Genomic DNA, 23,184 nt, shown 5'->3' with positions numbered 1-23,184 from the left:
CAGCTTTTAGACCTTTGCTTGTGCAGATTCATATATTTGAATAAGCTGCCGGTAATTTTCGTGTTCGTTGTATCTGGCCTCATAAACACGCCGTGCAGCAACGCCCATTTCCGCCATTCGTTCAGGGTGGGAAATCGCCCAATTAACCTTTGCCGCTAAGTCGTTGGCATCTCCGGAGATAAAATGCAGGCCGGTGACGCCGTCATCGATAATTTCGGCCATAGCGCCCAACCGGCTGGCAATAACCGGCAAGCCGTAGGCGAATGCCTCCACGATGACCATTCCAAATGTTTCAATCCATTCAGACGGCATCACCAAAAACTCGGCTTGGCTCATGAAACGCCCAACTTCAGAATTAGGTTGATGTCCGAGAAATGTCAGGCATGGGTTGGGTATTCTTTGAAGGTTTTTCATCAGGGGCCCGTTTCCAAGAATACTTAATGGATATCGGATATGTTCCCATGCCTTAATCAGTGTTGTTATGCCTTTTTCAGGACTAAGTCGGCCAGCGAATAACGCGCCTTTGCGATTTTCACAAAGTATATAGCCTGGATCCTTGATGAAATTAGGCTTGACGATGATGCGGTCGTCCGGCAATCCGGCAGCAACAAACCGGTATTTCGATGCTTCCGATGGTGCAATAAAACGTTGTATTTGCCGCTGCAAGGTTTTGTGCCGCCGATGGAAATCGAGCGTATGTGATAGCACAAGGGAGCCAACCCAAGACCCTCGGTAGCAACGGTGCCAAGCCCCCCAATAGGACGAGCCGGTCACGCAAAGCTCGCATGGCAGTTCTTTCCTATAAAGGAAGGCGCCGGCGCAGCAAAAAGAACGAAAATCGTGCAAGGTCTGCACTATCGGCACGTTAGCCTCTCGTGCAGCATCATAAGCGGCCGGGGTAATACGGGGAAACAGGTTATGGCAATGCATCACATCCGGACGAAATTTAGCAATATGTTTAGCCAGAGCCGCTTTCACTTTGTGGTTATAAGTCAAATTCAGCGCTGTTTCGATTTTAGGTCTCAAATGAGTGAGGTCGTCATTTCGTAAACTCCACAATGACACTTCGTGCCCCTTTGATTGAAGGAGCGAGGTTTCGGCCGCAACTACAACATCGTCGCCGCCGAAACCAATGTAGTGGTTCTGAATAATTAAAATACGCATTTTACGTCCGGACTGGGATGGTGTTTGGGACTGCGTAAGTCCGCAGGAGATTTGCATAGAGATGTATTTTCCGGAATCTTCGAATACAATGCCGAAATGGCCGCGAATCATAACATCCTAATATTGTCCCCGCACATCGACGATGAGGTGTTGGGCTGCTTTTCCTTTTTAGGGCCTGACTGCTTTGTGCTTTACTTCGGCGCAGAGGACCGGCCTACTGTTTCTCGTAACGAACGAATACAAGAGCTGGAACGAGCTGCCGGAATGCTCGAGTTCCAATGGGAAGTGCTCGATAATCCGGTAAACAATTACCGGATGCCCGATCTTATCCCTACCATAGAACAAACCATAAACCGGCTGAAACCTCTTACCGTGCTTATGCCCGAGCCTTCTTATAACCAAGATCATCGGGCGGTATACGATGCCGGATTGGTGGCTACCCGGCCGCATGACAGCAATTGGTTTGTGCCGAATGTGCTGATATTTGAACAGCCCGACAGTGTGGTCTGGTTTCATTCGGCGCCAAGCGAACCAACCTACTTCCGTGAGATACAAATCGAGCGCAAATTAACGGCTTACGCGCTTTATGCCTCACAGGTCCGTGGACACAGGTCACCGGAAACCCTTCGTGCTCAAGCCTGCCTGCGTGGCGCGCAAATATGCAAATCCTATGCTGAAGCGTTTCGGGTCAAGCGAATTGTCGATAGCCGATAAATATTCCAGCGTCTGGTATTTATTAGACCGTACCCGTCAATTCGACAATTATAATTCCGTCATTATCTTTTACTGTTTACAAAAAATAAGCCGCCCCGTTCCTTGGAAAGAATTCCAGTTGGGCATTGATTTATTACATTAAGACAATGATATTTTTTGTTAGAATAAACAAATGCGTTGGAGTCGGACTTAATTGCCTCCGTTTTGCAAATCTCAAGGAATAATCAAACCTACAGGTGTTCAATAATGGAAAAGCAAATTCTCGTAAGCGGTGGGCTTGGGTTCATAGGCTATCACCTCTGCAAGCGCTTATTGGAGACAGAACCGGACAGCAGGATTGTAGTTGTTGACAATCTAAGCTCGACCCAACTGGATTTTTCCGATCTGATTGGCCGTATCACAATTCTCACCACAGATTTTCGAACCATGTCCGACGACATGGGCATATTTAACGAGGTCTATCATCTAGCTAGTCCCGTAGGATCGCTCGGCATCTTGGAAAAGTACGGTTACATCGCACAAGAAATTCTCGCCCTGGCAGAGAAAGCTGCTCGGATTGCAAGCCATTCAGGTGCCCGTCTCCTCTACGTCTCATCGTCAGAGGTTTACGGGCGGGACGGGCGGTTTCAAGAATCCGCTGAGCAGATTGTGCCATGCAAGCGCGGCGCCAGAATGGAGTATGCACTTGCTAAGTTAACGGCTGAACATGTGTTGCTGAACCTCGCCGAGGAAGGCGCATTCGAACTCCGGATTGTTCGACCATTCAATGCAATGGGAGAATGGCAAAGTTCAGCCATTGGTTTCGTCATCCCTAAGTTTTTCGAATCCGCACTAAGTGGACAAGAACTGCAAATTTTCGGCACCGGCCAACAGGTTCGTTCTTTCTGCCATGTTCTCGATCTTGTAAACGGTATCATCCAGGTGCAGGCAAAAGGACGGCTGAACAATATTTACAACATTGGTCACCCGGATAGCGTCATTAGGATAGAAGAATTAGCATTAGCCATCGTGCGCTTGTGCAATTCAAGCTCCACGTTGCAGTACGTGGATCCGGTAAGCCTCTATGGTAATCGGTATATCGAAGCCTTCGACAAGGTTCCAGACATCGCAAAAGCCATTGCCGATACGGGATGGCGGCCAAGTATCAGCTTGTCGAACGGCCTTGAACGCATTTTAAACCACTACCGGGCCCGTGCGATCAAGAACGCTCGACAACCAACCGTTAGCGGACACAGTAGCAGCGAATTAGGCAATGACCGTGCTTACTGCCACTAATTTTGGCATAAAGCCCTATAAGTTCGGCAGGTTGCCACTACATACCGGTAACCTGCCGGAGTTAGATGCTTTTCTACAGGAGTGGATACGCAAGCCCGCCAGACAAGGCCAACTTGTGGGCTTTCTTAACCCGCACGTATACAATTTTGCCCATCGCGAACCGGTTGTGCGCAAGTTTTTGCATGCATGCGACCTTATTTGCATTGACGGTGTAGGTGTCTCCTTGGTGTTTCGTATTTTGTTCAGGCAAACGCCGCCCCGTGTGGTTGCAACGGCATTGTGTGACCGTGCGCTGGACTGGCCTCCTTTCCAACGTATCAATGCGCTTCTCATCGGCGGTACGCCGCACCAAGTAAAACTTGCCGCCGAGTATATCAATACGCGCCAAGGTGCTTGGCGAATCGCCGAAGCATTTCATGGCTTTTCAGATGCCGACGCTTATAAGGAAATTTTGCGCAAACATTCGGATGTTGATGTTGTCCTGGTAGGTGCGGGTACCCCGAAATCAGAGCGAATCCTGCTGGATGCCCGCGAAATATGCAGTGGTGCACTGTGCTGGCATATTGGCGGGGGCACGATCGGCGTATATGCAGGCGAAAAATACCGGGCGCCATTCTGGGTCTCCGCTCTGGGTGTTGAATGGATTCACCGCTTCATCCATGAGCCCCATTACCGGTCGAGGGTTTATCCGGGGGCTTTCGAGTTCGCAAGTCATGTTCTTAAAGATCGTTTTTTTGCTATAAACAAGGTCGAGTCTTGGCTTCTCCCTACTCTAAAGGAAGGGGATTCCTAATTCAACGAACGATGCTTATGCGGACTAACCGAACATGACTAACTCAATCTCCAAAGGCTATTAACGAGCAGCCCGCTCGCGTTCGCATTGATGTCGCGATCAAGTGTTGTTGAATACTCTGGACACGTCCAAGATCATTCATCGTGCGGCAATTTATATGCGTTATTACCCATGTTTCAATTTTTAACTTAAATAATGTGAATTAACTACAACCAAGTAAGCCAAATTACGGAGAATGCGTGGAGAGGGTCGGCTATGGCTGACGCGCTTACCTCCTCGCCCTGAACGGCGGGGTTTCACGCGCAATTAAATGAATATTTTGATCGCCAATCCAGCCTTTCGCCGCCCTCTATCCGACGGACTGGAACGCTACATGCTGGGCTCGGGCATGCGTTTCCCGCTCACTTTATTGAAACAGTCAACCGAACGGCCGCGTTATGTGACCTTTCCTTTCTTCCTCGCGTATACTGCGGCATTACTCGAGCGCGAAGGTTTTAATATTTCCGTGATCGACGGCGTCCCATTGAATCTTTCCGAGAATGAGTTTTTGCAGGGTGCACTCGAAACAAAGCCGGCCGTTATTCTTCTGGAACCGAATACCGCCGTGATTGTTGATGCATTGCGATTTTCCTATCAACTCAAAGAACAAACCGGAGCAAAAATCGTAGTAGCAGGCTCTCATGCCAGTGTGTTTGCAAGTGAATTACTGAAGCAGCACTCTCATATCGATTTCATACTGATAGGCGAATACGAGCTGGCATGCCTTAACTTGACCAAAGCCTTGCGAGAGGGTGTCCCGCTGGCAAATGTGGCAGGATTAGCCTATCGGGCAAATGATGGACGAGTACTTGTCAATCCGCAGGCGCCCCTTATCGATCCTCTTGACCAATTACCGCCGCCTGCACGGCACCTATTTCCCCGGAATTCGGAACCGGCAATCACCGCTTATTATGACGGGATGTTTCAACATACCCCGACGGCAAGCATGCACACTAGCCGCGGATGCCCCTATCGCTGTAACTTCTGCGTCTGGATACAAGTGTTGTACCGTGGCGAGCCGCAACGTTACTTCAGCGCCCCGCGCATCGTTGACGAGATGCAACTGCTGATTAACAAGTTTGACGTCAAGGAAATCTATTTTGATGATGACAACTTTACCTCGAATAGGAAACATGTGCGTCAGCTTTGCGCTGAGATCAAACGGCGTCATTTGAATATTGCCTGGTCGGCGATGGGCGATGCCATTGCCTTAAATGACGAGATGCTGGAATGCATGGCGGATGCAGGCTGTGTGGGCCTGAAGTTCGGTTTGGACAGTGCTGACTCAGAAATCCTTGATGCAATAAAAAAACCGCTCAAGGTGCATCGCCTGGAAAAACTGATCGATAAGGCAGGTAAACTCGGCATCAAGACTCACATGTCCGTCGTATTCGGATTAACAAACGAAACCCGGGAGACGATGGAGGCAACATTCGAATATGCCTGCGAGCTTGATATCGATTCAGTTCAGTTCAGCATGGCGACACCCTGTCCCGGTACAGATTTCTATAACGAGCTTGCGGCTGAAGGCAGGATCCGGTCCTTCAGATGGGAAGAATATGACGGCAGCAACATGAGTGTTATCAACTACCCGGATTTTTCCTGCGAATATCTGGAGCGTTTCACTACCGATGCGCACACCAGTTGGTTACGGCGTAAGTTCAGAAAGCCCGGATGGCTTTGGCGGCAGGCGCACTACCTGGTTCGTCTGACACGCGGGCAAGGATGGTCTGGGTTATCCAAGCGTTTTTGGCGAGCGATACAACTATTGACAGGCGACTCTGTCATCATATCCAAAACCGATGTGGCACGGGTTATGCGCAGGTGATGTTTCTTTTAGAGACTCATTGTAACGCAAACACGAAACAAACTGCGAAGTCAGGTCCTTGTCGGAAGAAAAACCATTCGGGAATCCATAACAATGAAACTTATGCTTTGTGTGCCGAATCAACGCGTTCAATTGGATGGTATGAAAGCCCGGCCTGCTATAAGCCCGCCGGTGGGTTTGCTGTCTATTGCCGCATATCTGCGGGAAAGCCAATGGCGCGGATCAATTCAGATCTACGACGCGCGCATGAGCGCGGACATACGGAATGAAGGCAAGCAATGGATTTTCGGCGATACCGACGAGCAGATGGAAGCCCGGATTCGTGCGGCCAATCCCGATGTTATCGGGATCTCCAATATGTTCACAGCGCAAATCGAACGGGCTTATCACTTTGCCGATCTGGCCAAGCGTATCGCACCCGATGCGATTGTTGTCATTGGCGGACCGCACGTCTCGGTTTTTCCTATCGAAGCGCTAATGCGCCCATCTATTGATTATGTAGTCGTGGGTGAAGGCGAGGAGCGCCTGACTCAGCTGTTGATTGCCTTGCAGCAAGGCGAGAATAATCCGCATTTACCCGGTGTCATCGGCGAGCCGGAGGACTTGAAGTTGCTTCGATCTAACCCGCGCGCGCCGGTGTCGTTTATAGATCCATTAGACGAATTACCACTACCGGCTTATGATCTTATTCCGATGGAGGAATATTTTGCGCTGGCTCGGCGCGGACTATCGCCGCGGTTTCGGGAATGGGGTGAGCGGCCGATCAGTTTACTGACCAGTCGCGGTTGCCCGCATAAGTGTGTATTTTGTTCCATTCAAACCACGATGGGTTACAAGTTCCGGGCGAATTCGCCTGAGTACACACGCAGGCACATCAAGCTTCTGGTAGACGACTACGGCGTCGACTTTATTCATTTCGAAGACGACAACTTGGTGCATGTTCCCGGGCGTTATGATGAAATCGTCGATTACATGATGACCTTCAACCCCAAAATTAAATGGGATACCCCAAACGGCGTTCGTGGAGATGCGTGGACCCTGCCTCGAGTCCACCGCGCCAAGGAATCAGGCTGCCAATTCCTGACCGTCGCTATTGAATCGGGCGTGCAAAGCGTTATCGATAATATCGTTCGCAAGCGGCTGGACCTCCAACAAGTTGAAGCAATGATGCGTTATTGTCACGAAGCCGGTCTTCGTCTTCATGCTTTTTATATCATCGGTTTTCCTGGCGAAAGCCTGAGCGATATTCAAGCAACCGTTGCTTATGCGCTGGACCGCTATTGGCGGTTCGGCGTTGTGCCGATGTTACAGCCATTGATACCTATTCCCGGCACCGATGTTTACCATGAAATTGCCGCACAAGGCTTGCATAATGGGACAATTGAAACTGAATACAATCAGGTCAAGACTGCCGATTTCGACCCCGAAATCATTCAATCGATTTACCGTGCCTATCTACGCAAGCGTCTCATCATTTTTGCGCTCAGATCGCTTATATCCATTAGCGAACTTATCTACAACGTCCGTCTGATTCTACGATACCCTAAAGGTGCAATATACGCTATCCGAAACGCTATCCGGGCTAACGGCTAAGTTTGTGGAAGTATCACTGGTAACAGGTGCAACGGGATTTGTCGGCAGCCACTTGATTCGCAGGCTGGCCGCTGATGGGCAACAGGTAAATGCTTTAACGCGAGGCGGCACGAATATTCTGAAAATTCAAGGCGTACAGTGGTTCCGCGGCGATATTACCGTTAAACAATCGATAACGGCAGCGCTTCGAGGAGTCTCGGTGGTCTACCATCTTGCCGCAATCGTTCCCGGCAAGGGCGGGCATTCAGCACAATGGCACATTAACCGCGACGGCACTCGAACGCTGCTACAGGCTTGCCTGGTAAACGGAGTAAAACGGTTGGTTTTCCTTAGTTCTGTCTGCGCTTATTCGCCTCCACTCAAGACATTGATTGATGAAGATTGCCCGCTGGGAGGCGATGACAGCTACGGTCAAAGCAAGGCCGCTGCAGAACTCGAAATTACCCGTGGCGCTCCGGGTGACTTTTGCTACGTGATACTCCGCCCTTGTCAGGTATACGGTCCCGGCGATATATGCGGATTTACTGGACTCGTGACGTCAATGCTTGGCAGCAACTATGTGTTCACCGCTGGTCGCACTCCACGTCGCTTCTCGCTCGTGTATATCGACGACTTGATCGAGGCTATCATTAGAGCGGGCACGTCAAATATCACAGGTTCATGTACTGCCAATATTGCTGGTCCGTCACTCACCAGCCTTCAAGCCATCGTTTCTGCTTCAGCGGAAATTAAAATCCACGTTCCGAAGCTCGTGCCGGTGCCCGTCCGTGTCGTACGGGTTGCTCAGGAACTGCGTTGGATTAACCGTAACTTAGGTGCGACAGGAATGCTGCCACATTGGAAGTCATACTCGTCGGATCATGTCTATGGGTCTCTTTTGTTAGGAGGCCCAGAATACTCTCAGCAACGCGCTAGATCAGAATTCGGGTTTGAACCTACGACCTCAGTTGGGGATGGACTAGCAAAAATCCTACTTCGGTAAATGCCACCGTAGCTGTCGAATGAGTTGAAAAATTTATGAACGGTAGTGTCGGATATTTTTTATCGCATTATCCGTCGGTTTAACGGGATTGAAGCGGACTTTGGCTTGCCAATCCTCGTTCCGGCCTGACACAGAGGGAAACCAATACTCTTTAAAAATTTGATCACCGGATTAGCCAGACTGACTGGTTAAACCTTGCTGACGCTGACATGGACTTTTTCCTGAATACTGGCGGACACTAATTTCGCGGGATTGGCTTGCGGCGTGATGGTTCATCATAATCATGACTACTCAATTGCTGGATATGAATAAATACTATTATTGATTTAAGTTTATTTTGACTTTCTCAGTGCTTGTTTGCAGGATTTAAGTAGAAAAATTCCTAATCTTTGCGTTGATGAAATCTCTTAAAAACAACGCCAAAAATACCGGATTGGTCATCAAATAGCGCTTAATCAACCGGCGATCCTGGAGCATGCGATAGACCCATTCCAAGCCCGTTTTTTGCATCCAGACAGGTGAACGTTTGACATGTCCCGGATGAAAATCGAAAGCGGCACCCACGCCGACTTGTACCAGAACATTGACACGGGCAAGATGCGCAGCAATCCATTTTTCTAGTTTAGGCGCGCCTAACCCGACCCATAAAAAAATCCGGTTGCAGGCTATTGATCATCTCAACCAAAACGGTATCTTCTTGTTCGGACAATGCCCTGAAAGGGGGAGAATGCCAGCCCACGATTTCAACATCGGGAAAGCGCTCCCGCATCTTGCTAACCAAATCAATCAGTACGGCGTCTTTACCGCCCAGAAAAAAATGCCGCCAGACTTTGCTCCGGCCTTCATCCAGACAGCGCAGCATCAACTCGGGCCCACAGACCCGATCTTTAAGGTTAGCGTTATGTACACAATTGGCGTACCAAACCAGCGGTAATTCGTCCATTGTTACCAAGGCTTTAACGAACAGGGACTGGTCTTTTCAGCTACGAGTATGAGAAAAAAAGCGGTCGTCTAGCGCAAAGAAAAATAAGCTCAAAAAACACAACCCGATGTAAAAATCGATAACCGATAGGGCGTTTTCGCTATAGCAAAACGCCAATATTTTTCAAAGTTATGGCGGATTGCCTGATGGCGAATCCGCCTTACGGATTAGGCAAATGTTGGCATTTAATTTTTACTCTTGTTATTACAGTTATTTCGAACGCCCAATTATTACTGTATCAGTAATAAATATTTCCAGTTTTTATTATATCCGGTAATATTAATTGCTGGATTGGCAGGTTTACCATGTCAGCTCCATCTAAATGAGGATTAGCGACCGCAGCTCGATAAGAGGCAAAATGATCGATACATTGAAGGAAATAATCCTGGATTTTCAGGAGATTGATTTAAACACAGGAACTCCACGACTCATTGAAGTGACGCCCGTCACAGAGAAGGCCACTATTTGTATAGGCGTTCGACGCGGCGGTAAATCGACTTTTCTATTCCAGCTGATGAAGCGCTTACTCGACAGCGGAGTAGACAGGCAGAATATCCTTTACCTTAATTTTTTCGATGACCGTTTACACCGCCTTCAACATGAAGGCTTGGCCGCAATACTCGAAGCTTACTTCTCACTGTTCCCGGAAAAAAAGAACAAAGAAAAAATCTACTGTTTTTTTGACGAGATACAGATGATCCATGGCTGGGAGCCTTTTGTGGACCGCCTGATGAGAACAGAAAAATGTGAAGTTTACATTACCGGTTCATCGGCGCAAATGTTGTCGAAAGAGATTGCGACGCAGATGCGGGGACGGGCCCTGTCATGGGAAATTTTCCCTTTCTCTTTTCAGGAGTTCCTTGATTGCCGTGGTATTGAAAATCGGGGGCCGCTTTCGACGCGGAAACGACTTCTTATACAGAAAGGGTTTGAAGATTTCTGGACGGCTGGAGGTTTCCCAGAAGTTGTAAACCTTGATAAATCGCTACGGATAAAAATTCATCAGGAATATTTTAGCGCGATATTATTCCGTGATCTCGTCGAACGGCATGATATTTCTCACCCGAGAGCGGTTGTGGATCTTGCGCACTGGCTGATCGACAACACCGCATCGTTGTATTCAATCAACAACCTGACCGGCTATCTCAAGTCGCTTGGACATAAGGCGCCAAAATCTGCCGTATCCGATTATCTTGAATGGTTTGAAGACGCCTATGTCATGTTCACGGTGCGTATTTTTGATGCATCTTTGGCCAGGTCGAATACAAACCCAAAGAAGATCTACTGCATCGATCACTCCCTGGTTACTTCCGTAAGCTCGGGAATCCTCATCAACTCAGGACATTTATTGGAAAACTTAGTGTTCACTGCTTTGCGCCGATTAACTCCCGATATTTTTTATTTCAAAACCAAAGCGGGTAAGGAGGTGGATTTCATAGCCAAGGAAAGCGATGGTTCCCGAATGCTTGTTCAGGTCTGCGAGTCAATTGCTAACTCCAAAACAAAGAACAGAGAAGTAGCCGCGCTTAACGAGGCAATGTCCGAGTTGCAGTTATCTTCAGGCATCATTGTCACCCGCAATGAAGAAGACAAAATTGTTGTCGACTCCGGTCAAATCAACGTTGTTCCTGCTTGGCGTTTCATTTTAAACGTCGCCGAGCGGAGAACACTCAAGATCATTAACTAGAGTGAGTGTGAATAGGGCAGAGAAACCAAGACCGGAATCAATCATCTTCATCGTTAACGCAAAATATGCTGACATCGAGCAAACGGATCAGACAATCATCCATGAAGCCGTTGGCGTAACCATGGCTCCGGATCAATTAAGGGAGTCATTGAATTTGGTGGAGACCCACCTGATAACCTTAGTTCGCAAAAGCTTCCCATGCGGGTTATCAGGAGGTCGCGCATAAATTTGTTTTCTTGCAAAGGACAATGGGGACCACTTTAGTGCAACATCTTCATAAGATGCCTTAGCCTCTTGCGCAACACTGGAAATCAGGGATTCTTTTTGCAATGCGGCCGATTTATGTGGAGGAGAGAATGGAATCGGCTGTGAAAAAGCCTGTTTGAATGCATGCCTTACCGGGTTGATACGGGACAGAATTTCCAAATGGCTGGGAGAGTCCAGAGCGGCAAGAATGTCGGCTTTAGTCATTTTTGGCTCAGTTTAATTGGCCATTAACAAGAACAGACAGTATCTATTCACTGACCGATTTTCAGCGTAACGCGCGCACGCATCTCGACCGACTAAAACAATCTGGCCAACCTGAAGTCCTGACGGTTAATAGCCAAGCAGAAATCGTGGTGCAGGATGCAACCACCTATCAAGCCATGATAGATAAGCTGGAAGCTATTGATGGGATCCGCAAGGGCTTAGAGTCCATGAAACTGGGGAAAGGCCGGAACATCAAGGCATTTTTTGAAGAATTCGAGCGTATACATGCGATTGAACGGTGAAGCGTTAATCAGTCATTATTCTTCCTGAGGTCGAACAGGACATCAAGGATGACTATCTTTATATGAAGATTCACCGCAAAACGCGATGAATTGGTATCGGAACATCTACACTAAGTTCCAATCGCTCTCTTCGTTTCCGTTACGTTGCTCACTCGCTCCGGAAAATAATTTCTTTCTGGAAGAAACGTCATCTGATCATTCACAACTATCGGATCCTATACACCGTCACGATAGCAAAACGCCAATATTCTTCAAAGCCATGGCGGACGGCCTGTTAGCGAATCCGCCTTGCCAGGCTAGGCAAATGTTGGCATTCAATTTTACTCTGCCCCCAGATATTCCTATTGCTCCGCTAATGTGTGCTGTTTGAGGTGTCACTATTCTGCGGCTTGTTAGCTGCTTCAGCCTTTAGACGCTCAACCAGCCAGACTTTTATAATTGATTGCCGCGTAACACCTATGCGAGCGGCTTCACGATCTAGAGATTCGACCACCCAAGATGGGAAATCGACATTGATACGTTTTTGAATGTGGTTGACACGACGACCACGCGAAAGGTCAAGATCGTCAATAATATCTTCTTTTCCTTCATCAAATTTTTTATCGAAATCTTTAGCTTTCATATAACTCTACCTCTTTCTTGCGAGATCGCCTGACAGATATCAGACGGACTTTCTCATTTCTGTAGGTGATAACGGCCGACCAGTGCTTTGCCCCGATACGGCCAATGACAAGAAATCGAGGTTCATTGTCGGATTTGGCAGGGAACTCGAGAAGATCAGGGTCATCCCAAAGTTCTTGGGCCGCATGGAAGCCAATTCCATGTTTTTCCAAATTGGCCTGACTCTTATCGTCATCGTATTCGAAATCATTCATGAGTATAAAATATTCCTTTTTTACTCATTTAGCAAGGCAGAAAGTTGGGAGTAAATTATTAGTAAGCACACTTACTCACCCTGATATTCGAACTGCTCTACCAGATCTTTGACTTGATAGCCGTGTCGGGTTAATGTTGGCTTCAGGTCGCCCAGTTGGCGTGACAACACCGATTCAACTAGATCGCCCGATACTGGCGTTCCGCCGGTTGGGTAGCTCGCTTCAAGCGACAAAGTGAGATGCAGTTGGATTTGCAACAGTGTCCGCAATCGCGTTGCTAACAGGTCAATGGCTTCCTGTGTCAGAATGGATTCAACGGCAATGTCGCTCTTCGTGCATGAACTGATTAGCCAATGGATGTATTCACGCTGGCTGCCGGCAATACCATCCAAGTTGAACACATCGGTACGAAAACCAATCTCTTCCATCGTTGGTCGCCGCAGATCGTTGCGTAACTTCGGATGTCCGGAAAGAATTACGGACAATCGGCCATCGCCATCCTCAATCACTTCTATTAAACGCTTCAGACCGGTTAGCGTATGGCTGTTCAGATCGTGTGCCTCATCGACAAACAAGGCGATTGGACGCTTGTTCTTACGCACGAGGTCCGGAATGTGTCAATGACTTTGAGACACCAAGTTGTTTTATTTAGTGTCTAACTGTTGTGTATTTATGGGTCAAGTTTCTCCCTTTGTGTTAATAGGCGGATTAATCCAAACGGCGTTAGGCAAGCTGGGTGGTAAAGGGCACTTTCCTTTGAATCGCTTTGGATTGGCGAGGAAGGCAATCTCCAGGGTTTTTGCGCGTGCTTGGTATACCGTAGCCGCTTGGTCGAAATGGACGGTGTCCGGGGTCATGTAACCGATGCCCGAGTGGCAATGGGACTGGTTGTACCACAAGAAGAAGCGTTGGCAATGGCTGCGGGCATCTTCAAGGCATCCGAAGCGGGCGGGGAAATCAGGCCGATATTTCAGGGTTTTGAACTGGGCCTCGGAATAGGGATTGTCATCTGAGACATAAGGCCGGCTATGGGTCTTGGTGACCTCCAGATCAACCAGCAAGGCGGCCACCGGCTTGCTGCGCATGCTGGAACCGCGGTCGGCATGCAGCGTCAGCGTATGCGGCGTGATGTTGTGCTTGGCCACTGTTTCGGCGATGAGCTGCTCGGCCAGTTCGGCGGTTTCCCGCGGAGCGACCATCCAACCGACCACATAGCGGCTGAAAATATCCAGGATCACATACAGGTGGAAACAGGTCCATTTGGCCGGGCCTTTGAGTTTCGTGATATCCCAGCTCCAGACTTGATTGGGCGCGGTGGCCAGGAGTTCCGGTTTGGTGTAAACCGGGTGCATCCGTTGGCGCCTGCGCTCCGCCGACAGGCCGTCCGCCTCCAGGGCGCGGTACAAGGTGCGCACCGAGCCGATGTAGCGCCCCTCGTCCAGCAGGGTGGCATAGACAAAATACGGCGAGCAGTCGGCGAAGCGTTCGCTGTTAAGCACCGCCAGCAGTTGCTGCCGCTCATTGGTCGAGAAAGCCAGCGGGGCAGACGGACGAGGCAGCCGTGTTACCGGCACAGGTACCAAGAGGCGCCGGCGGGCATCCTCGCGATAGACCGAACTGCGGTTCAAATTCAGGGCCGCGCAAGCCGGCGCCAGGCCGACCTCCGGGGCCAACTGGTTAAGGGCTTGCATCAGCAGGACTCGCTCGGCGTCTCGTCCGTCGGCAGACCGAACAAGACGCAAAGTTTTTTTTGGACATCAATAATGGCATTGGCCTGAGCCAGTCTGCGGCGCAGACGCTCATTTTCCTGGGTAAGTTGGTGCACACGACGATCCTCGGCCTGCGCAGGGTCGGCCTTACGCCCACGTTTTTGCGGCGCCAGCGCGGCGCGCTCATCGGCAGCACGCTGCCTACGCCAAGTGGACAGATGGGAGGAGTAAATCCTTTCTTTGCGCAATAAAGCGCCAATCTCACCCAGCTGGGTACAGCGATCAGCGGCCTCCAGGATGCGGCGCTTGTCGCTGCTGGTAAATTGTCGGCGCTGGGCGGTGGCAACCACCTCTGGGTCGGGCCGCGCGCCGGAGGTCGCGTTTTCAGCCGCCCTACGGGCGTCTTCCAACGCGACCTCCGGCGCAGTTACTTGTGGTGATTCCATGGTCTCTGCTTTTGATTTGCTCATGATTCTGGCCTACCTTTATACTCTAATTTCCGAGGGGTAGGTGTCTCAGGTGATATTGGCACAGGGGGGTCGCGCAATTCCCGTTCGCGCTGTTCGCCCTTGGGTATATGCACTTTCTTGTCGGTGGAGATATCGTAAAATAAGGCTGCAATCAGCGTGGTCAGCTTAACGCTGTGCTTCTCGACCGTCAGCGATTTCGAGACGGTGACTTTGTTTTCTTCCTTCAATTGCTGCTGTAAACGCCGCATGGTCACGGTCTTGCCGCTACCAACAACTCCGCACACAGCAATGAGCCGACCTTCCTGGATGGCCCCCTTGATGTCCTTGAGCAGCTGCTTGTGTAGCTCTGTTTCGAAATATCCGGTCTGACTGAATGGCTGTGTAAGTCCGTAATGCTGCATCACGTCAACTCGCATGTTCTTCTCCTCTTTTTGGGTCACGGAAGTAGCTACGCTCCCGTGACAGCACAACGCTACGCGTCAGGGTCTCGGCCAGAATCTGGTCGATGAAAGCGCGGTCAGATGCCGAAAGTTTTGCTAACGGTTTGGCTAAGTCGTCAGCAATGGCCAACTTGGCGGCAATCGCATTGGGAAACGTATATTCCAGTATCTGGGCATCAAAGGGCTGTTTAGGTATATCCACAGCCACCGCAGGCGGTACCAAGCGCACATCGTCGCCAGACAGCGCTGAAATCGGTAGGCCAAGCTGATCAGCCAAGGCCCGAATTCGATCCGCACGTTCTCCGACTTTGCCGCGCTTGAATGCGCGGTACCGATGCAGTGGGATTGGACCAGATATTGGGTGGTAAGGCCCAAACTTTTCACCATCGAACTCAACATACATTTCGTCGTCGAATAGGCGCCATAGTATGACAACTGACTCACCCGCCATGTCTGGTTCCACCTCGTAAGCAGTGCCGGGAAACGTAATTCGCGCATCAATACCTACTTTGCGCGATTCGCGTTCACGAGCAAAACGACAGAATTGTTCCCAGGTACACATGTCGCGCAACCCCTCTGTGGGTAAATGGGTCAGCCAATCCGTCAAACGGGAATGTTTTTCGGAGCGGTGATTCTGATCGTTGTAACTCAGCAGGTAACGCATCAGCCAATGATTAGCCTGCTTCTCAGTTTCCGGCTTATGAAAATGGTATAGCGTTTCGTGAGCCTCTTTCACTGTTCGGAATGGACGCTCGACCTTACCTTTAGAACGAGCTGTTGTGCGGTTGCCATCTTTGCCAGCCGGAATGTGGGTTTGCCATTCAATGCCGAGTGCCTGCATCACGTTCTGGAACACCCTGCTTTTGGCTACCGGCCCATTATCCAGATAGATCATCTTGGGGCGCCCCTGAAACGGGAAGCCGGCATCAGCTTTGGCTGCCATCGCATTGAAGAGAAAGCGTAGCGCGGACTCTGCATCTTCGCCATACACGCATCGATATTCCTGATAGCAGACGCCACTACGATCATCCACCACACTAAACAACATCAAGGTCGGTTGTCCCTTTGATGGATCGATCCATTCAGGTTTGTCGATGTGTTTGAGATCGGATGGCGACATGTCGAATTGCCAACAATCGTTGCTATACTCTGCCTGGAATCGAACGGCTGGTGGTTCGCGCAACAGGCGAGGCTGATCCAGTCGCAACAACAGCAGATAGCGATTGACCGTTGGGCGGCGCAATAGCCCCTTGGGAGCTTTGACCAAACCCTGTGCGGTTTCCACACCGTAGTCTTCCATGAGCTCAATGGCTCGTCCAGTGGAAAGGTGGCGTCCCTTCTTGTTTGTGGTGCGTAGCTTCAGTGCCGCTATCAGTTCACAGTAGCGCTCCAATTCAGCTTGTGGCAATAGCCGTGGCTTGCCATGGTCGGCACGATGGGCGGCATGCGGTTTTCGGAAGGCATGTAGGGCTCGATAGACGGTTGTTATTGAAATGCCGTACAGTTCGGCTACCGCCGCAACCTGGGTAGCTCGTTCAGGACTTTTCGGCGGCAAGCAATCAAGCCGCTGCCGCAATTGCAGAAGTGAATCAACTGGAATGACCTTATGCTTGTTGTTCACGGTTAGCCAGTGCGCGATACACTGTGGCACGACCAACACCCAGCCGCCGCGCAATTTCTGTTGCGCCCAGTTTATCTTCGAGACGAAGACGCTGGATTTCGGCAGTATTAACCGAAGGCTTGCGACCACGGTAGACGCCGCGAGATTTTGCGGCAGCAATACCTTCAAGCTGCCGTTCACGCCGGAGATTGGTTTCAAATTCGGCAAAAACGCCCAGCATGTCCAGGAAAGCTTTACCTGCGGCACTGCGCGTGTCGATAGGTTGCTCTGTCGCCTTTAGAGTGACACCTTGCTCCTTCAGCGTGTATACGATGTCTTGAAGATCTTTTATGCTCCGCGCAAGACGGTCGATTCGAGTGACAACAAGCGTGTCCCCAGGCCGCAAGAAATCCAGTAGCACCTGAAGTTCAGTCCGATCAGTCCGGCTGGTTCCGGATACTTTCTCTGCCCTGATGACTTCACAGCCAGCAGCGCGTAATGCTTGTTCTTGCAGAGTAAAATCTTGATCGTTAGTGGAAACGCGAGCATATCCATAGAGTGCCATAAATCAATAGTGTCTCATTAGCCTTTAGAGCCTTAGAAGGTACCATATCAAAATTGGCAAAACAATCCTATTGAGACAAATAAAGTGTCTCAACAAAACGACTCGCTGGGGTATACCCCTATGGGGCAATGAATTTCGTGAAAATACTTATGGTTTTTTTTCGCTCATCAATAACATGGCGGCGATCGGCACAGAGCCATAGGTCATGATAGTATCTTGTAAACTTTTCTATGATCAATAAATCGTCTACCGTTCAAAACACGCTAAATTCTAGAAATTTGACTATGTCGCCTAATGAAGCAAAATCAATTATAGAAGCTCTTGCAAAGGGTGTTGATCCAGAAACTGGTGAAGTCCTCTCGGCACAGAGTGTTTTCAATAATCCTCTGGTTATTCGCGCTCTTTTCATTGCTACGAAAGCACTCGATAGCTTGGCAAAAAGAGAACAACGGGAAAAGACCCTTCCAGATAACGCGGGTAAGGCATGGTCAGAACTCGAAGACAGCGAATTGCTCAGCGCTTTTGATGTTGGCCGCTCCATTAAAGACATCGCGGCTAAACAGGGTCGTACCGAAGGGGCAATTTCAGCCAGGCTCATGCGTCTCGGCCGCATCAAGAAATGATTGTTGCTAGCTATACAAGGTCGTCTTTCGGCTTGCTGGCTTGCGGTTGGTCTACATTGGATGAGTTAATGAGTGGCAAGATCGATGGTTTCCAAAGATAAAATATCAAAGTCAAATAATGTAAAGAAAATCCACCCAGTCTATCAACAGATTTCAGAAAATTTGGCTGCTATCGATGTAATCAGGTATATAAAAATTTACAATGAAAGCATTAAAGCATCTAATTTACTTAGTGAAAACGGTAAAAAAGAACCCGTCATAAAATTAGGCGATGAAAATATAGTGGGTGTTGAACTATTGGTAGATATTCCCAATAAAACCATTCAGTTTTATTCCATTACATCATCTGTGAAAGGATATGGTGAAAAAATAGTGTCTTCAGTAGTTAATTCAGCTCCTAAGGACTGGGAAATTGTGGTGGTAATGGATTGGAGTATGGGCTTTTGGCAGGTTATGGCTGACAGGTATCCGAGACTGTCAGTGTTATAAAATTGATGGTCCAGAGCTAGGTATTGGTACAGTATGCGACAGGGATATTGTATATTTACCGAATTTGAAAAATATCCAATCAAAAGTCGGGATTATTGCCTAACTAACGATTCGTAAAGGATGCCATACGGGAATCCTATCTTTACCTATAATTGCCCGTTAGCATCCGGAAAAAACTAAAAAGAGTGAAACAAAAATGGCTAAATTGGGAACAGAAAAAAGACCGATCATTGTTCGAGTCCACACCGATGATAAGGCAAGATATGTTGCCGATACCTGTGCAAAAAATGGATGGCATTACATTATAGGTTTCGAGCCTGATAAGCCGGAAGATATTTCTGATTTAGAAAAAATGTTGAATCCACCAAAACCAGTGATGACAGATAAAATAGGCAGAAACGACTCTTGTCCATGTGGTAGCGGTAAGAAATACAAAAAATGTTGTGGTGCCAGTGATGTGTTATTAGCGTAAGCCTTAAATAAGTGCAGTTCAAATGCGCATCATCCTGAATGTTAACTCGGTTTTCCGTTCCACTTCGCCTCAAACCCCAAATACAGGGCCTTTAACGATCCTCAGCTGCCGTTCGCAATCCCACTGATCAAACGTCCGGTTCTAATTGCTAATCGGACCGTCAATGTATTTCCATTTGAATATGGAGGTCATCGCACCTCTCCGCCATGGTGACTTGACATTCCAATAATGTCAAATGCTAGATTTTCTATGCCAAAAGATCATATTACATGAGTACTTGGCAAAAACACAGTACGCTTAATTTCGGCAAATAAAGCCGACAAAACCTTCAGGAGACTCTATGGATAGCTACGAAGAAACCAAGATTAAAACTGCTAATACTTATAATGCCGCAGCCGAATTATTCGATCACCCTGCCAACACATTCTGGAATCGTTTCGGCAACAGTACTGTTGAACGATTGCAACTTCTGCCAGGAGAGTATGTGTTGGATGTGTGTTCTGGGACTGGCGCTTCGGCGTTGCCGGCGGCTATAAAGGTCGGGCCTCACGGGAAAGTGGTTGCCGCCGATCTAGCGGCTAAATTGCTGGCTGAAGCAAAAATTAAAGCTGAAACAAAAAATTTAAAAAATATCGAATTTCGGGTTGGCGACATGCTTTCACTGGATTATGCCGATGCCAGTTTTGATGCGGTAATCTGCGTTTTCGGTATTTTTTTTGTGCCTGATATGGCTGCTGCGGTAACTGAGCTATGGCGAAAAGTACGTCCTGGTGGGCGGTTAGCTATTACAACATGGGGGGAGAATTTATTTGAACCGGCCAATAGTTTATTTTGGCAAGCCGTGCGTGACGAACGTCCTGATTTATACAAAGGCTTTAATCCTTGGGATCGCATTTCCACACCCGAAAATCTGGGCGAGATGCTGGCAGAGGCGGGTATACATCAAGTAGAAATTGTTACCGAACATGCTCTTCACCCGTTAAACACTCCTGATGACTGGTGGATGCTGGTGCTGGGAAGTGGTTATCGGGGTACCTTGGATCAATTAGATCCCATCCAGTTACAGAGGGTAAAGCAATCCAATTTATCGCAACTACAAACTAAATCGATTACTGGTATCGACGCAAATGTGATTTATGCAATTACTAACAAACCGCTGTCTTAATGGCTTATATCTTCATCACAATAGCGACAGGCTGGGTTCTCAGAACAAGCTGACGGTTCGAGCCGCTATTAGCAATTCAATCGCGAATTTTTTAACAAATTACAACGGAGTTTAAAAAAGAGCTTGACCTTCCCATCGTGGTAAGCCGAATACTTTGATCACATTCATTTACTACAGGAAACATGCTCATGAATACGACAACCATTGACAAACCAGAAGACAACTCGATTTCCCTGATGATTGAAGGTATGACCTGTATGTCTTGTGTCGGACGATTGGAAAATGCGCTACGCAAAGTGGAAGGTGTAGTGCATGTGAGCGTGAATTTGGCGACCGAAAGCGCTTTAGTCCGTGTCAGCAAAGCTATCGATGTTGGGGACTTAGTTCAGGCTGTCAAAGACATTGGCTATTTTGCGACCCGGCGAAATCAACGCGCAAATAACAAGTCCCATCGCCATGTCGGACTTGCAGTGATTTTTTCAGCACTGCTATCACTGCCATTGATGGCACCCATGCTATTCGAGTTATTTGGCATCCATTTCATGTTGCCAGGCTGGTTGCAAATGGTTCTGGCGACACCGGTCCAATTTGGCTTTGGCGCCCGTTTTTATCGAGCCGGTTGGAAAGCGTTGAAAGCAGGCGTCGGCAATATGGATTTATTGGTGGCGTTGGGTACCAGCGCCGCCTATGGCTTAAGCGTCTATCAGTTAAACACACAAACTTCCGGGCTGACGCCACATTTATATTTCGAAGCGTCGGCCGTGGTAATCAGTTTGGTATTGGCAGGCAAATGGCTGGAAGCCTGGGCCAAAAACCAAACGGCTTCGGCTATTCGCGCTTTGCAGGTATTGCAACCGGCAACCGCCCGAGTGCGCCGAGACGGCATAGATAGGGAACTAGCCATCGCAGACGTCAAACTTGGCGATTGGGTGATTGTCCGTCCTGGCGAGCGCATTTCGGTGGATGGTACAATCATTGAGGGACACAGCCATATTGATGAGTCGCTGATTACCGGCGAGAGCGTACCAGTGCCGAAACAACCTGGCGATAAGGTTACTGGCGGCGCTATTAATACAGATGGCTTGATAATAGTGCATACCGGTGCCGTAGGTTCGGAAACCGCGCTGTCCCGGATAATTCGGCTGATTGAAAATGCCCAATCCGCCAAAGCACCTATCCAGCATCTGGTCGATAAAGTCAGCGCCTGGTTCGTACCTGGGGTATTGATCATCGCATTAATCACCTTTATCGGCTGGTGGTACGACAGTGGCAATATTGAAATGGCCATTATTAATGCAGTGTCAGTGTTAGTGATTGCCTGTCCATGTGCGCTTGGCTTGGCTACGCCGACTGCACTAATTGCCGGCACGGGGGTGGCTGCCAAATACGGTATTCTGATAAAAGATGCTGAAGCGCTTGAGATTGCCCATAGCATTACGACTGTCATCTTCGACAAAACCGGAACGTTAACGCAAGGAAAAGCCTACTTGGTAGAAAATATTCCCTTTAACATAGATCGTGACAGATTATTGCAGCTCGCTGTTTCAATGCAGAATGGGAGCGGACATCCGCTCGCTAAAGCTGTAATCGATGCAGCTGACGCCTTGTCCATTGATCCGCTGCCGGCAACAAACTCTAAAGCCTTACCCGGAAAAGGTATTGCCGCAAATGTAGATGGCCTCGAGCTGAGATTAGGCAATAGCCGTTTAATGTCTGAACTTGGTATCGAGTTGAGAGAACTAGCTAAGCCTGCCGTTCAATTTGAGAGATGGGGCAATAGTATTTCATGGCTGGCGGAAGTAGGGCCGAATAACAGGATACTGGGCATGTTTGCCTTTGGCGATAAAATCAAGCCAAGCGCGCGTCATGCGGTGCAACGCTTGCAAGCCTTGGGTATTTATACCGTATTGCTGACGGGCGATAATTCCGGCAGTGCTGTAGCGGTGGGTAGTGCTTTAGGCATTGAACACGTGGTTGCTGAGGTATTACCTGATGAAAAAGCCAATCAGGTTGCTTTGTTGAAACAAGCAAATCATCGCGTGGCGATGGTGGGCGACGGCATCAATGATGCCCCGGCACTGGCTACTGCCGATGTTGGCATTGCGATGGCAAGCGGTACCGATGTGGCCATGCACACGGCAGGAATTACGCTTATGAACGGCGATCCGTGCTTGGTTGGCGATGCGATTGATATTTCCCGGAGAACCTACCGAAAAATTATGCAGAACCTGTTCTGGGCGTTCGGTTATAACCTGGCCGCGCTCCCTCTTGCTGCATTTGGCCTACTAAATCCACAGTTAGCGGGTGCGGCAATGGCTTTTAGTTCCCTGAGCGTAATCGGCAACGCCTTACTATTAAGGGGCTGGAAACCTGCTGGTCATATTTGAAATCTGATCGGCTTTACTGAAACGGTATGTGGGTGGCGGATGCGTCACCCACATTAAAAATGCGCTTCTGTTTTTTCATTTAGGAGAAATATCATGAACATTAGCCAAGCAGCAAAATTGACTGGTGTATCGGCAAAAATGATACGTTATTACGAAAGCATCCATCTGATAAAGGAAAGCGTTCGTACCTTGTCGGGTTACCGGACTTATAACGAAAATGACTTACATGTCTTACGCATGATCAAAAAATCCAGAAGCTTAGGATTTTCCCTGGATCAAATTTACGAGTTACTGTCTTTGTGGCAAGACCCCAGCCGGGCAAGCGCGAATGTAAAGGCGATTGCACAAGCCCATGTTGATGACTTGAATAAGCGTATTTCCGAACTGACTGAAATGCGCGACATTCTGGCGCAGCTTGCTCAAGCTTGTACGGGTGACCATAGGCCGGAATGTCCTATTATCCAAAATTTGGCAACGCCTCAACAATTGACTAACGTTAATAACTAAGCATCTGAAAACGGGGTTTGAGGCGCAGTGGAACGAAAAACCGAGTTAGCGT

The 23,184-nt window shown here is 48.7% G+C and carries 25 protein-coding genes; 14 read left to right on the top strand and 11 right to left on the bottom strand.

Annotated elements, in window-relative coordinates; all coding sequences use genetic code 11:
* Window positions 1-6: 6 nt before the first annotated feature.
* Entirely contained in the window at window positions 7-1,164 is a 1,158-nt protein-coding gene (locus tag GO003_RS00745) for a glycosyltransferase family 4 protein (RefSeq protein WP_159658584.1), read from the bottom strand.
* A 51-nt stretch (window positions 1,165-1,215) separates the two neighbouring features.
* Between GO003_RS00745 and GO003_RS00740 the strand changes: the two genes are divergently transcribed.
* The 6 genes from GO003_RS00740 (at window position 1,216) to GO003_RS00715 (ending at window position 8,388) form a co-directional block, all read left to right on the top strand.
* Window positions 1,216-1,878 (top strand): PIG-L deacetylase family protein, encoded by a 663-nt coding sequence (locus GO003_RS00740; protein WP_159658585.1) that lies wholly within the window; start codon window positions 1,216-1,218, stop codon window positions 1,876-1,878.
* Window positions 1,879-2,124: 246 nt separating this feature from the next.
* Complete coding sequence (locus tag GO003_RS00735) at window positions 2,125-3,153, top strand: NAD-dependent epimerase/dehydratase family protein (RefSeq protein ID WP_159658586.1); 1,029 nt, start codon at window positions 2,125-2,127, stop codon at window positions 3,151-3,153.
* Window positions 3,137-3,946 carry a WecB/TagA/CpsF family glycosyltransferase gene (locus GO003_RS00730; protein ID WP_159658587.1) on the top strand — a complete coding sequence of 270 codons (810 nt, stop codon included), beginning with the start codon at window positions 3,137-3,139 and terminating at the stop codon, window positions 3,944-3,946. Before GO003_RS00735 ends, GO003_RS00730 begins: the two co-directional genes overlap by 17 nt.
* Before the next feature lie 310 nt (window positions 3,947-4,256).
* A complete protein-coding gene (locus tag GO003_RS00725; RefSeq protein ID WP_159658588.1) occupies window positions 4,257-5,813 on the top strand; it encodes a B12-binding domain-containing radical SAM protein in 1,557 nt (518 codons plus the stop codon).
* Window positions 5,814-5,906: 93 nt separating this feature from the next.
* Window positions 5,907-7,406, top strand: a complete 1,500-nt coding sequence (locus tag GO003_RS00720) for a B12-binding domain-containing radical SAM protein (protein WP_159658589.1) — start codon at window positions 5,907-5,909, stop codon at window positions 7,404-7,406.
* Between the two features lie 4 nt (window positions 7,407-7,410).
* Window positions 7,411-8,388, top strand: coding sequence for an NAD-dependent epimerase/dehydratase family protein (locus GO003_RS00715; RefSeq protein ID WP_159658590.1), 978 nt, complete (start codon window positions 7,411-7,413; stop codon window positions 8,386-8,388).
* Between the two features lie 366 nt (window positions 8,389-8,754).
* Here GO003_RS00715 and GO003_RS26515 read toward each other — a convergent pair whose 3' ends face one another.
* The gene (locus GO003_RS26515; protein ID WP_407942108.1) at window positions 8,755-8,997 is read right to left on the bottom strand and encodes a WecB/TagA/CpsF family glycosyltransferase; all 243 of its coding nucleotides are present in this window, start codon (window positions 8,995-8,997) and stop codon (window positions 8,755-8,757) included.
* Window positions 8,998-9,010: 13 nt separating this feature from the next.
* Window positions 9,011-9,331 (bottom strand): WecB/TagA/CpsF family glycosyltransferase, encoded by a 321-nt coding sequence (locus tag GO003_RS00710; RefSeq protein WP_231088751.1) that lies wholly within the window; start codon window positions 9,329-9,331, stop codon window positions 9,011-9,013.
* Window positions 9,332-9,692: 361 nt separating this feature from the next.
* On the opposite strand from GO003_RS00710, the gene GO003_RS00705 reads away from it, so the two are divergent.
* Complete coding sequence (locus GO003_RS00705) at window positions 9,693-11,057, top strand: ATP-binding protein (protein WP_331001615.1); 1,365 nt, start codon at window positions 9,693-9,695, stop codon at window positions 11,055-11,057.
* Window positions 11,058-11,189: 132 nt separating this feature from the next.
* On the opposite strand, the gene GO003_RS00700 is transcribed toward GO003_RS00705, so the two are convergent.
* The gene (locus GO003_RS00700) at window positions 11,190-11,528 is read right to left on the bottom strand and encodes a hypothetical protein (RefSeq protein WP_159658592.1); all 339 of its coding nucleotides are present in this window, start codon (window positions 11,526-11,528) and stop codon (window positions 11,190-11,192) included.
* 2 nt (window positions 11,529-11,530) lie between these two features.
* Between GO003_RS00700 and GO003_RS00695 the strand changes: the two genes are divergently transcribed.
* Window positions 11,531-11,830, top strand: a complete 300-nt coding sequence (locus GO003_RS00695; RefSeq protein ID WP_206444769.1) for a type II toxin-antitoxin system Phd/YefM family antitoxin — start codon at window positions 11,531-11,533, stop codon at window positions 11,828-11,830.
* 352 nt (window positions 11,831-12,182) lie between these two features.
* Here GO003_RS00695 and brnA read toward each other — a convergent pair whose 3' ends face one another.
* From brnA to GO003_RS00660, 7 genes are all read right to left on the bottom strand, one after another.
* Entirely contained in the window at window positions 12,183-12,452 is a 270-nt protein-coding gene (gene brnA, locus GO003_RS00690; protein ID WP_159658593.1) for a type II toxin-antitoxin system BrnA family antitoxin, read from the bottom strand.
* Entirely contained in the window at window positions 12,442-12,705 is a 264-nt protein-coding gene (locus GO003_RS00685; protein ID WP_159658594.1) for a BrnT family toxin, read from the bottom strand. Before GO003_RS00685 ends, brnA begins: the two co-directional genes overlap by 11 nt.
* A gap of 71 nt (window positions 12,706-12,776) precedes the next feature.
* Window positions 12,777-13,307, bottom strand: coding sequence for a hypothetical protein (locus GO003_RS00680; RefSeq protein ID WP_231088750.1), 531 nt, complete (start codon window positions 13,305-13,307; stop codon window positions 12,777-12,779).
* A gap of 75 nt (window positions 13,308-13,382) precedes the next feature.
* A protein-coding gene (locus GO003_RS00675; protein ID WP_407942107.1) for an IS3 family transposase occupies window positions 13,383-14,860 on the bottom strand; the annotation gives its coding sequence in 2 pieces (ribosomal slippage) (window positions 13,383-14,449 and window positions 14,449-14,860; 1,479 coding nt in all).
* A gap of 20 nt (window positions 14,861-14,880) precedes the next feature.
* Window positions 14,881-15,300 (bottom strand): AAA family ATPase, encoded by a 420-nt coding sequence (locus tag GO003_RS00670; protein ID WP_231088749.1) that lies wholly within the window; start codon window positions 15,298-15,300, stop codon window positions 14,881-14,883.
* A complete protein-coding gene (locus tag GO003_RS00665; RefSeq protein ID WP_206444844.1) occupies window positions 15,290-16,924 on the bottom strand; it encodes a DDE-type integrase/transposase/recombinase in 1,635 nt (544 codons plus the stop codon). The genes GO003_RS00670 and GO003_RS00665 overlap by 11 nt, the downstream gene beginning before the upstream one ends.
* A gap of 4 nt (window positions 16,925-16,928) precedes the next feature.
* Complete coding sequence (locus GO003_RS00660; RefSeq protein WP_159659520.1) at window positions 16,929-17,489, bottom strand: recombinase family protein; 561 nt, start codon at window positions 17,487-17,489, stop codon at window positions 16,929-16,931.
* A gap of 284 nt (window positions 17,490-17,773) precedes the next feature.
* Here GO003_RS00660 and GO003_RS00655 point away from each other — a divergent pair, with 284 nt between their 5' ends.
* The 6 genes from GO003_RS00655 (at window position 17,774) to cueR (ending at window position 23,132) form a co-directional block, all read left to right on the top strand.
* The gene (locus GO003_RS00655; protein ID WP_159659521.1) at window positions 17,774-18,112 is read left to right on the top strand and encodes a hypothetical protein; all 339 of its coding nucleotides are present in this window, start codon (window positions 17,774-17,776) and stop codon (window positions 18,110-18,112) included.
* Window positions 18,113-18,196: 84 nt separating this feature from the next.
* Complete coding sequence (locus GO003_RS00650) at window positions 18,197-18,601, top strand: hypothetical protein (protein ID WP_159659522.1); 405 nt, start codon at window positions 18,197-18,199, stop codon at window positions 18,599-18,601.
* A 196-nt stretch (window positions 18,602-18,797) separates the two neighbouring features.
* A complete protein-coding gene (locus tag GO003_RS00645; protein WP_159659523.1) occupies window positions 18,798-19,073 on the top strand; it encodes a PBPRA1643 family SWIM/SEC-C metal-binding motif protein in 276 nt (91 codons plus the stop codon).
* A gap of 340 nt (window positions 19,074-19,413) precedes the next feature.
* Window positions 19,414-20,238 (top strand): class I SAM-dependent methyltransferase, encoded by an 825-nt coding sequence (locus GO003_RS00640; protein ID WP_159659524.1) that lies wholly within the window; start codon window positions 19,414-19,416, stop codon window positions 20,236-20,238.
* Between the two features lie 188 nt (window positions 20,239-20,426).
* Window positions 20,427-22,625 (top strand): heavy metal translocating P-type ATPase, encoded by a 2,199-nt coding sequence (locus tag GO003_RS00635; protein WP_164505753.1) that lies wholly within the window; start codon window positions 20,427-20,429, stop codon window positions 22,623-22,625.
* 93 nt (window positions 22,626-22,718) lie between these two features.
* Window positions 22,719-23,132, top strand: a complete 414-nt coding sequence (gene cueR, locus GO003_RS00630; protein WP_159659525.1) for a Cu(I)-responsive transcriptional regulator — start codon at window positions 22,719-22,721, stop codon at window positions 23,130-23,132.
* Window positions 23,133-23,184 lie beyond the last annotated feature (52 nt).

The organism is Methylicorpusculum oleiharenae, assembly GCF_009828925.2.
GTDB classification, from domain to species: domain Bacteria; phylum Pseudomonadota; class Gammaproteobacteria; order Methylococcales; family Methylomonadaceae; genus Methylicorpusculum; species Methylicorpusculum oleiharenae.
This window is presented reverse-complemented; position numbering and strand designations above follow the sequence as displayed.